Annotated in this window: 11 protein-coding genes; 7 read left to right on the forward strand and 4 right to left on the reverse strand. The window is 60.2% G+C overall.

The window, feature by feature from the left end; translation table 11 throughout:
- Positions 1-104 precede the first annotated feature (104 nt).
- Positions 105-2,462 (forward strand): thiamine pyrophosphate-binding protein, encoded by a 2,358-nt coding sequence (locus ACVDG9_RS08240; protein ID WP_447237720.1) that lies wholly within the window; start codon positions 105-107, stop codon positions 2,460-2,462.
- Positions 2,463-2,512: 50 nt separating this feature from the next.
- Here ACVDG9_RS08240 and ACVDG9_RS08245 read toward each other — a convergent pair whose 3' ends face one another.
- The 3 genes from ACVDG9_RS08245 to ACVDG9_RS08255 all read right to left on the reverse strand — a co-directional run bounded on the left by ACVDG9_RS08245 (position 2,513) and on the right by ACVDG9_RS08255 (position 4,781).
- Positions 2,513-2,944, reverse strand: a complete 432-nt coding sequence (locus tag ACVDG9_RS08245; RefSeq protein WP_447237721.1) for an RbsD/FucU family protein — start codon at positions 2,942-2,944, stop codon at positions 2,513-2,515.
- A complete protein-coding gene (locus tag ACVDG9_RS08250) occupies positions 2,934-3,986 on the reverse strand; it encodes an aldo/keto reductase (protein ID WP_152507089.1) in 1,053 nt (350 codons plus the stop codon). The genes ACVDG9_RS08245 and ACVDG9_RS08250 overlap by 11 nt, the downstream gene beginning before the upstream one ends.
- A gap of 81 nt (positions 3,987-4,067) precedes the next feature.
- Positions 4,068-4,781, reverse strand: a complete 714-nt coding sequence (locus ACVDG9_RS08255) for a GntR family transcriptional regulator (protein WP_022997690.1) — start codon at positions 4,779-4,781, stop codon at positions 4,068-4,070.
- Positions 4,782-4,986: 205 nt separating this feature from the next.
- Here ACVDG9_RS08255 and ACVDG9_RS08260 point away from each other — a divergent pair, with 205 nt between their 5' ends.
- The 6 genes from ACVDG9_RS08260 (at position 4,987) to ACVDG9_RS08285 (ending at position 11,830) form a co-directional block, all read left to right on the forward strand.
- Positions 4,987-6,513 (forward strand): D-arabinonate dehydratase, encoded by a 1,527-nt coding sequence (locus ACVDG9_RS08260; protein WP_055659559.1) that lies wholly within the window; start codon positions 4,987-4,989, stop codon positions 6,511-6,513.
- Positions 6,514-6,558: 45 nt separating this feature from the next.
- The gene (locus ACVDG9_RS08265; RefSeq protein WP_208984592.1) at positions 6,559-7,314 is read left to right on the forward strand and encodes an SDR family oxidoreductase; all 756 of its coding nucleotides are present in this window, start codon (positions 6,559-6,561) and stop codon (positions 7,312-7,314) included.
- Positions 7,315-7,350: 36 nt separating this feature from the next.
- Positions 7,351-8,877 (forward strand): sugar ABC transporter ATP-binding protein, encoded by a 1,527-nt coding sequence (locus ACVDG9_RS08270; RefSeq protein WP_447237722.1) that lies wholly within the window; start codon positions 7,351-7,353, stop codon positions 8,875-8,877.
- Positions 8,874-9,878 (forward strand): ABC transporter permease, encoded by a 1,005-nt coding sequence (locus ACVDG9_RS08275; protein WP_152511352.1) that lies wholly within the window; start codon positions 8,874-8,876, stop codon positions 9,876-9,878. The genes ACVDG9_RS08270 and ACVDG9_RS08275 overlap by 4 nt, the downstream gene beginning before the upstream one ends.
- 75 nt (positions 9,879-9,953) lie before the next feature.
- The gene (locus ACVDG9_RS08280) at positions 9,954-10,898 is read left to right on the forward strand and encodes an ABC transporter substrate-binding protein (RefSeq protein WP_022997686.1); all 945 of its coding nucleotides are present in this window, start codon (positions 9,954-9,956) and stop codon (positions 10,896-10,898) included.
- Positions 10,899-10,975: 77 nt separating this feature from the next.
- Entirely contained in the window at positions 10,976-11,830 is an 855-nt protein-coding gene (locus ACVDG9_RS08285; protein ID WP_289806886.1) for a fumarylacetoacetate hydrolase family protein, read from the forward strand.
- Positions 11,831-12,109: 279 nt separating this feature from the next.
- Here ACVDG9_RS08285 and ACVDG9_RS08290 read toward each other — a convergent pair whose 3' ends face one another.
- Entirely contained in the window at positions 12,110-12,859 is a 750-nt protein-coding gene (locus ACVDG9_RS08290; protein WP_055659098.1) for an SDR family NAD(P)-dependent oxidoreductase, read from the reverse strand.
- Between the last annotated feature and the right edge of the window lie 28 nt (positions 12,860-12,887).

Genomic DNA, 12,887 nt, shown 5'->3' on the forward strand with positions numbered 1-12,887 from the left:
TGAAACTCTCCAAGACTTAGCCGAAAAGATTAGGAAATAGCAAGAAACCGGTTCTTGCCCGAAGCTAGAGTAACGGCAAGTACGCACTTAACGGGAACGCCTCCATGAGCACCGAACACCTGAAGACCATCGAACAACGGCTGTTGTGGCTGTCGCACTGGATGATCCATCACGCCAACCACGTGCGTCCGAAGGTGGATGGCATCAAGATCGGCGGGCATCAGGCAAGTTCGGCTTCCATGGTTTCGATCATGACGGCGCTCTACTTCTCTGTTCTCCGGCCGGAAGACCGGGTGGCGGTCAAGCCGCATGCCTCGCCGATCTTCCATGCGATCCAGTACCTGATGGGCAATCAGACGCGCGAAAAGATGGAAAACTTTCGCGGTTACGGAGGCGTTCAGTCCTATCCTTCGCGTACAAAGGATATCGATGATGTCGATTTCTCCACCGGTTCGGTTGGGCTCGGTGTCGCGATTACCTCCTTCGCGTCGCTGGTACAGGACTATATCGCGGCCAAGAGCTGGTCGGGCGACAAGCCGCTCGGCCGCATGATCGCTCTGGTCGGCGATGCTGAACTCGACGAAGGCAATGTGTATGAAGCCCTTCAGGAGGGCTGGAAGAACGATCTCAGGAACTGCTGGTGGATCATCGATTATAACCGCCAGTCGCTCGACGGGATCGTTCGTGAGGGGCTCTTTGATCGGGTCGAGAAAATCTTCGATGCCTTCGGCTGGCAGGTGGTCCGGGTCAAATACGGGGTCTTGCAGCGCGCGGCCTTTGCCGAACCCGGCGGCGACAAGCTGCGCCAGTGGATCGACGATTGCTCCAACCAGGATTATTCCGCGCTCACCTTCATGGGTGGAGCTGTCTGGCGCAAACGCCTGATGGACGACCTGGGTGATCAGGGCGATGTCACCGCGCTGATCGACCGCCGCTCGGATGATGAATTGGCGGATCTCATGGAAAATCTCGGCGGCAATTGCACCGAGACCATGGCGGAAGCCTTCGCCGCCATCGATCACGACAAGCCGACCTGCTTCCTTGCCTATACCATCAAGGGGTGGGGCACGCCGATTGCCGGCCACAAGGACAATCACGGCGGCCTGATGAACAAGACCCAGATGGCCGAGTGGCAGCAACACATGGGCGTTGCGGAAGGCGAGGAATGGGAGCCCTTCGCGACAGTGCCGGACGTTGGAGCGCTGAAGGCGTTCCTGGATCAGGTGCCGTTCTTTGCCAAAGGCACCCGCCGTTTCTCTGACGACAAGATCGCCGTACCTGCCATCGAGCTTGCCTCCGACCGGGATATTTCCACCCAGATGGCCTTCGGCAAGGTTCTGGATGATCTCTCCAAGGGCGACAGCAAACTGGCCGAGCGTATCGTTACGACCTCACCGGATGTCACTGGCACCACCAACCTTGGTCCCTGGGTCAACCGGCGCAAGCTCTTCGCCCGCAAGGCCATGGCGGATGCCTTCATCGAGCACAGGATTCCCTCGACTGCAAAGTGGGAGTTCACGCCGGAAGGCCAGCATATCGAACTCGGCATCGCCGAGATGAACCTGTTCCTGCTGTTGGGCGCTGCCGGTCTTTCTCATTCGCTTTTTGGCGAAAGGTTGATCCCCATCGGCACAGTCTATGATCCCTTTGTCTGCCGGGGGCTCGATGCGCTCAACTATGCCTGCTATCAGGATGCCCGCTTCATGATTGTCGGTACGCCATCCGGTGTGACCCTGTCCCCGGAAGGCGGTGCGCACCAGTCCATCGGCACACCGCTGATCGGCATGAGCCAGGACGGACTGGCCGCTTTCGAACCCGCCTTTGCCGACGAACTGGCCGTGATCATGGAATGGGCCTTCGATTACCTGCAACGCGACGGCGAGGGTGATCCGGACGAACGCACCTGGCTGCGCGACGAGACCGGCGGCTCCGTCTATCTGCGCCTGTCGACCAACCCGATCGAACAGCCCGTCAAACGGGCCGACGACGCCTTCCGCCAGGGCGCCATTGACGGTGCCTACTGGCTTCGCAAACCCGGCCCCAACTGCGAAGTTGTGATCGCCTATCAGGGCGTCGTTGCGCCCGAAGCCATCAAGGCGGCGGGAGAACTCGCCGGTAACCGGCGGGATGTCGGTGTTCTTGCCGTCACGTCCGCCGACCGCCTCAACGCGGGCTGGACGGCGGCGCAAAGAGCAAGGTCTCGTGGCAACGCGGCCGCCAGGTCCCATATCGAGCAACTGCTGGGCGATCTGCCCGGTCATTGCAAACTGATCACCGTGATTGACGGCCACCCGGCAACGCTCGCCTGGCTTGGCGGTGTTGCCGGCCACCAGACCATCCCGCTCGGTGTCGAACATTTCGGCCAGACCGGTACGATTGGCGATCTCTACCGCCATTTCGGTATCGACGCCGCGTCGATCATCGAGAAGGTGAATGGATTGACGCCGGGGCGGCGAGTCTAAGTGCGCCTGAAGCTAAAGGAAGGGGCTGGATGGCACGTGATGTCTGCAGGTCATGGCTCGATAATGCCCTTGGTCAGAATGATGTTGCCGTAGAGGCGGGTCTCGCCTGTCTGGACCACGGCAAAGGCATGGCTGGCCGCTTCATAAAAGGCATGGCGTTCCAGCGTTGAAATCCTGGCCGGCTTGTCGGCGGTGTCATCGATGATGGTCTGGAACTCGGCGACAATCTCCGGCACCGCGTCCGGATCACCGACCACCTGCATCGTCCGGGCGGGGGCGGCGACGAACGTGTCGAGCGGCATAACCGACAGGATCGCCTTCAGCGTGTCTGTTGCCAATATGCCATCGAGACGAACACAATCGGGACCGGAGCTTTCCGCCGGGAAATTGGCGTCGACAATGGCGATCTCGTCGCCGTGCCCCATGGCTCTGAGGGCATAAAGCAGCGCGGGGCTCAGGATGGGGGGAAGGTTACGCAACATGGGAAGTCTCGCTCGGCAAGGGGGCATCGGGGCGGATCAGGCCAGCAGACCTGAGGTCTGACCAGAGTGCGGCAGGGATATCGGTCTTCAAGAGAGCAATATTGGCTTCAACCTCGGCCGCGTTCACTGCACCGGGGATGACGGTCTTCACACTTGGGTGTCCAAGCACGAACTGCAGCGCGGCCGCGATCAGCGGCACTGAATGGCTGCGGCAGACATCTTCGATCTTGCGCACGCGCTCAAGGATCTCCGGCGGTGCATCGGCGTAGTTGTATTTCGCACCGGGAACGGCTCCGGTTGCCAGAATGCCGGAATTATAGGGCCCGCCCAGAATGATGCCGACGTCCCGTTGCTCGCAAAGCGGCAGGAAGCTCTCAAGGGCGTCCTGTTCCAGAAGCGTGTAGCGGCCGGCAAGCAGGAAACAGTCGAAATCGGCAAGGCCGAGCAGCTTTTGGCAAACCTGCCACTCGTTTACCCCTGCGCCGATGGCCGCAACGTCCCCGGCCTCTTTCAACTCGGTAAGCGCCTTGTAGCCGCCAAGATCGAAAAGCTCGCGGACGCGGGCATCGCTGGCTTCCTGAGAGCCTTGCGAAAAGGCGCAGACGTCATGCACGAAAAGGATGTCCGCGTTGGCGACCTCCAGTCGCTGACGGCTTGCCTCGTAGCTGCGCATGACGCCGTCATAGCTGTAGTCGAAGACGATCCGCTTTTGCGGCACATCGACAAAGGCTTCCGGGGTCACCTCGTGCGGCTCGCAATCCAGCAGCAGGCGGCCGATCTTGGTCGAAAGCTGAATGTTCTCGCGGCCAAAACGCTTGATGGCAGTGGCAAAGCGCATTTCCGATCGGCCCAGGCCGTATTGCGGCGCCGTGTCAAAGTAGCGGATGCCGTTGTCATAGGCCGCCTGAAGGGCAGCCTGGGCATCTTCTTCCGAAACCTTGCGGTAGAGATTGCCGAGCGGCGCGCCGCCGAAACCCATCTCCGTCAGGTCGATGGGTCTTGCGGTTCTGTCGTTCAGCCGCTGTGTTTTCAAGGCGGTCATGTGTTTCCTCTGGATGTTTCCTCAGGATCAGTTTGAACGCCGCATGATCTGCGGTCTGGTGTCGGGCCACGGGCCAGGTTTTCAGTCGAACAGGTCCGGCCTGGTCTCGGCGAGCGGTTCCAGGCGCGTGACAAGTTCGCTCAGGTGCTTTTGCATTGCCTGGCGTGCCCGTTCCGGATCGCGGTCGCGGATTGCTTCCACGATGACCCGGTGCTCGTCATAGGCCTCAAAGGCTCTGCCGCGCATGGGCAACAGCAATTGCCGTGCCCGGTTGACCTGCATCCACCCGGTGGCAGACAGGCTGTGGAGCTTCGGGTAGCCGGTGAAGGAGAAGATAAGCTCGTGCATGCGCTCGTCTTCCCGGTAGAAGCCGGTTTCGTCGTGGTCTTCCAGGCAAAGAGCCTGCAGACGCAAATTGCGGTTCAACTCCGTCAACTGCTCTTCGGTGCGCTCCGCCGCCACCTTGGAAACCGCCGCCAGTTCGATGGCTTCCCGCAGGAAGGCGCCCTCGCGGATTTCCGACATGGAGAACTTGGTCACGCGGGAGCCGGACTGGGGAATGACTTCGACAAGGCCTTCGCCTGCTAGCCGGGTGATCGCTTCCGTCACCGGCGAGCGGGAGACACCAAGCTGTTCGCAGATGACTTGTTTCCTGAGAAGGGTCCCCGGCGGCAGGTCCATCGCCAGGATGGACGAGCGCAGCGCCTCATAGACACGCTGTGCCAGCGAGCCGGACAGTTTGCCAATGTCGGGCAGGGTGATCTCGGGAAAATCTTGTTCGTTGGTCAGGGACATTGTCAACTCGATTGAATGCTAACATGTTAGTTGACACAGTTACCCTGTCAAGCTAATCGTGAAGAAAGACCGGCCGTGCCGATGCTCCATGGAGAGAGCTCGGAGAAGAGTGAAAAGCTGATTGATGTCAGCGGGTTGAGAAGGGTCTTGTCATCTTGAAATGACAAGGCGAACCAACCGTAGCGGCCGTAGAGGGGAGAGAGACGTGTTGCAGCCTCATGCCAATTCGATCCTTCTGAATGCCGATGACAATGTGGTCATCGCCCTTCAGGATATTGCGGCCGGCGCAAGCGTTGCCCATGTTGACTGTCCGCTATCCGGGCAGGTCATGCGTGGCCACAAGATTGCCCGCAAGCCGATCTCCGCTGGCGAAAACGTCATTCGGTACGGTCAAATCATCGGACAGGCGAAGGCAGACATCAAGCCGGGGGAGCATGTCCATGTTCATAACCTCGGCATGGGCGATCACAGCCAGGACTATCAGCACGCCGAAGCCTCGATCCCGCTTGAGCCCGCAACGCAAGAGCGCACCTTTCTCGGCTACCGCCGGCAAACGGGGCGAGCAGGAACGCGCAATTACATCGGCATTCTGACCTCGGTGAACTGCTCGGGGTCTGTTGCAAAATTCATCGCGGAAGCTGCCGAGAAGTCCGGTCTGCTGGACGAGTTTCCGAATGTCGACGGCATCGTGCCAATCGTTCACGGAACCGGCTGCGGCATGTCTGGCAAGGACGAAGGTTACGCAACGCTGTTCCGGACCCTGTCCGGTTATGCCCAGCATCCGAATTTCGCAGCTATCCTGCTGATCGGTCTTGGCTGCGAGGTCATGCAGATTGCCGATCTCGTCGGTGACCGCAAGATCCGCCCTGACGGCGATTTGCGCTACATGACCATTCAGCAGACCGGCGGCACGCGCAAGACCATTGAAGCCGGGCTGAAAGAGTTGCGGGCGCTTGCCGAACTTGCCAACAAGGCCGAGCGCACGCCGGTGCCGATTTCCGAAATCACCGTCGGAATGCAGTGCGGCGGCTCGGACGGATATTCCGGCATCACTGCCAATCCGGCACTCGGGATTGCCTCCGATCTTCTGGTCCGTCATGGCGGTACCACGATCCTGTCCGAAACGTCGGAGATCTACGGCGCGGAGCACCTTCTGACCCGCCGGGCGGTTTCCGTCGATGTCGGCAAGAAGCTGATCGAGCGTGTGCGCTGGTGGGAAGACTACACAGCCCGCAATGGCGGCGAGATGGACAACAATCCGTCGCCCGGCAACAAGCGCGGCGGATTGACCACAATCCTGGAAAAGTCTCTTGGTGCAGCGGCCAAGGGAGGCTCAGCCCCCCTTGTGGACGTCTACAAGTTTGGCGAACCCGTCGACAAGAAGGGTTTCGTCTTCATGGACAGCCCAGGCTTTGACCCATGTTCGGTGACCGGTCAGATCGCCTCAGGTGCCAATATCATCGTCTTCACCACGGGGCGCGGCTCCGTGTCCGGTTACATGCCGACCCCTTGCATCAAGCTCGCCACCAACAGCGAGATGTATGGCCGGATGTCGGAAGACATGGACATCAATTGCGGTGACGTGATCTCCGACAATGTCAGTCTGGAAGCCAAGGGCGAGGAGATCTTCGAAATGATCATCGCCGTTGCCTCCGGAAAACAATCCAAAAGCGAGGAACTCGGCTTCGGCGGAGTGGAGTTCGTGCCGTGGCAGATCGGTGCGGTGATGTAGCCGCATCCGGCGGAACGTTGTGACGATGCGCGGACTTTCGGGAGGATTTCAGTGCGCTTGAAAGATAAAACAATATTGGTGACGGCAGCCGGGCAGGGTATCGGCCGTGCAAGCGCGATTGCCTGCGCCAGGGAAGGCGCAAAGGTCTACGCTGCGGACATCAACGAGGAAACGCTGTCGACGCTCCCGGGCGAATGCCCCGGTATCGAGATCCACAAACTGGATGTCTGTGATCGCTCAGCCGTTGACGATCTGGCAAAAAAACTGCCGGCGCTCGATGGGCTCTTCAACTGTGCGGGCTTCGTTCACAACGGCTCTGTCCTCGATATCACCGAAGACGACTGGGCCTTCAGCTTCGAGCTGAACGTCACCTCCATGTACCGGATGACGCAAGCTTTCCTTCCGGGCATGCGCGAACGCGCCAAGGCGACCGGCACGGCATCGATCCTGAACATGTCGTCGATGGCATCGTCCATCAAAGGCTTTCCGATGCGCACGGCCTACGGCGCCACCAAGGCAGCAGTGATTGGCCTCACAAAGGGCGTCGCAGCGGATTTCGTCAAGGAAGGCATCCGCTGCAACGCGCTATGCCCGGGCACTGTCGATACTCCGTCCTTGCGCGGCCGCATTGCTTCTGCACCGGATCCGGTGGAAGCGGAAAAGAATTTCATCGCCCGGCAGCCCATGGGCCGTCTGGCAACCGTCGACGATATGACGCCGATGATCGTCTACCTGTTGTCCGACGAAAGCCGGTTCGTTTCCGGGCAGGCACTTCTGGTCGATGGAGGTGTCACCATCTGACGGTGGCTCCTTTGTCGCGGTTTGGGAGGATCGCGCATGACAAATCTGGTGAGGATGACGGGGATCGAAAAACGCTTCCCCGGTGTGCACGCCCTCAAGAATGTCAGCTTTGACCTGAACAGCGGCGAAGTGCATGCCCTGATGGGCGAAAACGGCGCTGGCAAGTCGACGCTGATGAAGATCCTGTCCGGCATTTACCCCAGGGATGGCGGCGAGCTGCTGGTTAACGGTCAGGCCGTGGAGATCGATGGTCCGCGGGCCGCCCAGGCACTGGGCATCGGTATCATTCATCAGGAACTCAGCCTGATGAATGATCTGACGGTCGCGCAAAACATCTTTATCGGCCGGGAACCGCGCAAGCGTTTCGGCCGTCTGGATGAGACGGCGCTCAACGCCCGGGCGCTCGAGATCTTCAAGTCGATGAACCTGAAGATGAACCCGAAGACGATCGTCGGTGAACTCACCATCGCCCGTCAGCAAATGGTCGAGATCGCCAAGGCACTGTCCTACCGGTCACGCGTCCTCATCATGGACGAGCCGACCGCCGCCCTGAATGATGCGGAAATCGCCGAACTCTTCACCATCATCCGCCGGCTGAAGGCCGATGGCGTGGGCATCATCTACATCAGCCACAAGATGGACGAACTCAAGCAGATCGCCGACCGGGTGACCGTCATGCGTGACGGCTCCTATGTCGGCACCGTTGATGCAGCGCAGACGCCTGTTACCAAGATCATCTCCATGATGGTGGGCCGGGAGCTGACCAGCGAGGCCATCGTCATCCCCGATCTGTCCGACGCCGAGACGGTGCTGGACATACGCGGGTTGAGCAGGGGGCGCGAGATCCGCGACGTCAGCTTTTCCGTCAAGAAAGGCGAGATCCTCGGCTTTGCCGGCTTGATGGGAGCCGGGCGGACGGAAGTGGCACGGGCGATTTTCGGAGCTGATCCACGCGACAGCGGCGAGATCCGGGTTCACGGCAAGTCCTGTTCGATATCGAAACCTTCCGACGCCGTGAAGGCGGGGATCGGTTACCTTTCGGAAGATCGCAAGCATTTCGGTCTGGCCACCGGCATGGATGTTCGGACCAACGTGGCGCTGGCCAGCCTCGATCGCTTTTCCAGCCGGTTTGGCGTCCTGAATGACGATGCCATGCGCAAGACGGCGCAGGACTATATCGCCAAACTGGAAATCCGCACGCCGTCCGACCGGCAGGAAGTCCGCCTGCTTTCTGGTGGCAACCAGCAGAAGGTCGTCATAGCCAAGTGGCTCTACCGGGATTGCGACATCCTGATCTTCGATGAGCCGACCCGCGGCATCGATGTCGGTGCCAAGTCGGAAATCTACAAACTGCTGAAGGCACTGGCCAACGAGGGCAGGGCGATCATCGTCATCTCCTCGGAATTGCCGGAGATCATGCGTCTCAGCCATCGCATCGCCGTCATGTGTGAAGGCCGTCTCACCGGCATCCTGCCGGGCGGTGAAGCCACCACGCAGGAAGACATCATGCATCTGGCGACGCTTCGAGCGCCATCCATGCAGCCAGAAGGATACCAGCAATGACCGCCGTCAACCCGTCCTCCTCGCCGTCGCTCGTTGCACGTCTGATCGAGACAGGGGCGCACCAGAAGCTGCTGGCCTTCGCCAGCCTGGTTTTATTGCTGATCGGTTTCTCGATCGCTTCACCCAACTTCATGCAAACCTCCAACATGATCGCGATCCTGCAGGCGACCTCGGTCAATGGCGTCTTGGCTGTTGCGGCAACCCTGGTGATCATCACCGGCGGGATCGATCTTTCCGTCGGAACCTTGATGACGTTCTGCGCGGTCATCGCAGGCGTCGTTCTGACCAATCTCGGCATGCCGCTGCCGCTCGGTGTGATTGCCGCCATCGCGACCGGTGCGCTGTGCGGCCTGTGTTCGGGCACCTTCATCGCCAAGATGAAAATCCCGCCCTTCATCGCGACCCTCGGCATGATGCTGATCCTGAAAGGCCTGTCGCTGGTGATTTCCGGAACCCGGCCGATCTATTTCAACGACACGCCCGGCTTCGACCTGATTTCCCGTGGCTCGCTCATAGGCGACATTTTCCCGGCTCTGCCGATCCCGAACGGGGTTCTGATCCTGTTCCTTGTGGCCGGGGCTGCGTCCTACATTCTCGGCCGTACGGTGCTTGGCCGTTATACTTTCGCGCTGGGCTCCAACGAAGAAGCGGTCCGCCTGTCCGGCGTCAACACCGATTTCTGGAAGATGTCGGTCTATGCGCTGGCCGGTGCGATCTGCGGCATTGCCGGGATCCTGATCGCCTCGCGCCTGAACTCCGCCCAGCCGGCGCTGGGGCTCGGCTACGAGCTGGAAGCCATCGCGGCCGTCGTAATCGGTGGCACGTCGCTTTCCGGTGGGCGGGGCACGGTTCTCGGGACCCTGATCGGCGCCCTGATCATGGCTGTTCTGACGAACGGTTTGCGGGTCCTGTCCGTCGCCCAGGAGTGGCAGACGGTGGTGACCGGCGCAATCATCATCCTGGCCGTTTACGCGGACATGGTGCGCAGGCGCAAAGCCTGAGTTTCATCAACACACAAGAGGGTGGTCACACCCCGGTACCGGACCTTCCGTCCAACCCAACCACAGGAGAGGAATATGCTGAACAGACGTACTCTTATCGGAGCTGCAAGTGCCGCTGCCCTGATGCTTTCCGGGAACTTTGCCTTCGCCCAGGAAACCTACATTCCGCTCATCTCCAAGGGTTTCCAGCACCAGTTCTGGCAGGCCGTGAAGGCTGGAGCCGATCAGGCCGCCTCGGAGCTGGGCGTCACCATCACCTTTGAAGGCCCGGACAACGAGACCATGGTCGACCGCCAGATCGACATGCTGGCCGCTGCCCTTGCCAAGAACCCGACGGCAATCGGCTTTGCCGCTCTCGACAGTCAGGCCGCCATTCCGCTTCTGAAGCAGGCTCAGGAAAAGGGCATCCCGGTCATCGCGTTCGACAGTGGTGTCGACAGCGATATTCCGGTGTCGACAGCGTCGACCGACAACATTGCAGCAGCAGCACTGGCTGCCGACAAGATGGCAGAGCTGATCGGCGGAGCTGGCCAGGTTGCCGTGGTGGCACATGACCAGACCAGCCGGACCGGCATTGACCGTGTCGACGGTTTCGTCAACCAGATGAAGGCAAATCATCCGGATATCGAGGTCGTCACCGTTCAATATGGCGGCGGTGATCATCTGAAGTCGACAGAACTCACCAAGGCCATCCTGACAGCCAATCCGGATCTGAAGGGCATCTTCGGTGCCAACGAAGGGTCTGCCCTTGGTGTGGTCAACGGTGTCTCTGAAATGGGCAAGTCCGATGTGGTCATCATCGGCTACGACAGTGGCAAGGCCCAGAAGGATGCGATCCGCAACGGCGTCATGGCCGGTGCGATCACCCAGAACCCGGTCGGTATCGGCTACGAGACCGTGAAAGCAGCCCTCGAAGCATCGCAGGGCAAGGAAGTTCCGGCGCATATCGACACCGGCTTCTACTACTACGACAAATCCAACATTGACGATCCGAAGATCGCTGCTGTCTTGTACGACTGATCGATTTTGTCGTAACCAACCCCATCGAGCCCGGTTGCACGCGCAACCGGGCTCCAACCACTCAAGGACGATCCTTTATGAAATTGCTGAGATTTGGCGCTCCGGGACAGGAAAAACCCGGTGTTCTCGATGCCGACAACCGCGTTCGTGATCTTTCTTCCGTTGTCGCGGATATCGCCGGCGATGCTCTCCTGCCTGAAAGCATTCAACGCCTGCAGGGGCTCGACGTCGCTTCGCTGCCACTGGTGGAGGGCGCTCCACAGCAGGATCTGCGCGTCGGACCTTGCGTCGGCAATATCGGCAAGTTCATCTGTATCGGCCTCAACTATGCCGACCACGCTGCCGAATCCGGCATGGATGTGCCGCCGGAACCGGTGGTCTTCAACAAGTGGACCTCGGCCATTGTCGGTCCGGACGACGACGTCAAGATCCCGCGCGGCTCGCAGAAAACCGACTGGGAAGTCGAACTCGGCGTCGTGATCGGCAAGGGCGGTGCCTATATCGAGGAAGCCGACGCGATGAGCCATGTCGCCGGTTTCTGCGTGATCAACGATGTCTCCGAACGCGAATTCCAGATCGAACGGTCCGGCACCTGGGACAAGGGCAAGGGTTGCGATACCTTCGGCCCGATCGGCCCCTGGCTGGTAACGCCGGATGAAGTCGGCGACTTCGACGATCTCGGCATGTGGCTGGAAGTGGACGGCAAGCGCTACCAGAACGGCTCCACCAAGACGATGGTCTACCGGGTACCGTTCCTGATCTCCTATCTCAGCCGCTTCATGAGCCTGCAGCCTGGCGACGTCATCTCCACCGGCACGCCCCCGGGTGTTGGCATGGGGCAGAAGCCGCCGGTCTACCTGAAGGGCGGCGAGGTCATGACGCTTGGCATCGACAAGCTGGGCAGCCAGACCCAGAAGGTGATCAAGGCCTGATCGTTCGGGATCTTGCCTGCACAATGACGGCCGGACGCGGAGACGCGTTCGGCCGTTGACGTTTTTGAAGAAGGGACGCGCGGCATCTCCTGCTTGTCGTCCCGGTTTGTCGCGTCAGCGTCTAGACCGGGATCCAGTATCCTATGTGGCTGGTGAAGGGCAGAGGCGACTTCATGCGATTACTGGATCCCTGCCTTCGCAGGGACGACAAGGCGCATGTGGACAGATTGACAGAAATCCGCTTTGTCCGTGGGCGAACTGCGCCGCCACAGGTTCACCTCAGCCCTCTCTGGCGATCTGCCAGCCGGCCCAGGACTGGCTGACGGGCATCAGTTCCAGCGAGTTGATGTTGAGATGCGGGGGCTGTGTCGCGACCCAATAGACCGTGCTGGCGATATCTTCCGGCTGGATCGCGTTGGCGCCGCCATATAGAGCATCGTAGCTTTCCTGGTTGCCACCGGTACGCACCAGCGTGAATTCGCTTTCGCATAGGCCCGGTTCGATGGAGGTAACCCGAACCCCCTTGCCGTGAAGATCCGACCGCAGGCCAAGCGAGAACTGGCGCAGGAACGCCTTGGTACCCGCATAGACGTTTCCGCCCGGATAGGGCCAGTTGGCAGCAATGGAGGAGATGTTCACGACCATGCCCTTGCGCTCGATCAGCTTCGGCAGAAGCTGGTCGGTGATGGTGACGAGACCGGTGATGTTGGTATCGATCATGGTCTTCCAGTCGGAGAGTTTCGTCGCCGGTGCCGAAGCCGTACCGAGGGCAAGGCCGGCATTGTTGACGAGGATGTCGATCTCCTGAAAGTCCTCCGGCAGGCTGGCGAGGGCCGCTGTTGTTGCAGCTTCGTCCATGATGTCGAAGACAAGCGCGTGAAATGCCTCACCGAGATCCGTCTTCAGCTTTTCCAGCCGATCCGCGCGCCGGCCGGTACCGATAACCTTCCATCCGTTTTGCACGAACAGCCGGGCCATCGCCTGACCGAAGCCGGAGGTCGTTCCGGTAATGAGGATTGTGCCGCTCATGAGCCTGCCTTTCCGAAGTATCTGAAAC

Source organism: Roseibium sp. RP-7, assembly GCF_053005225.1.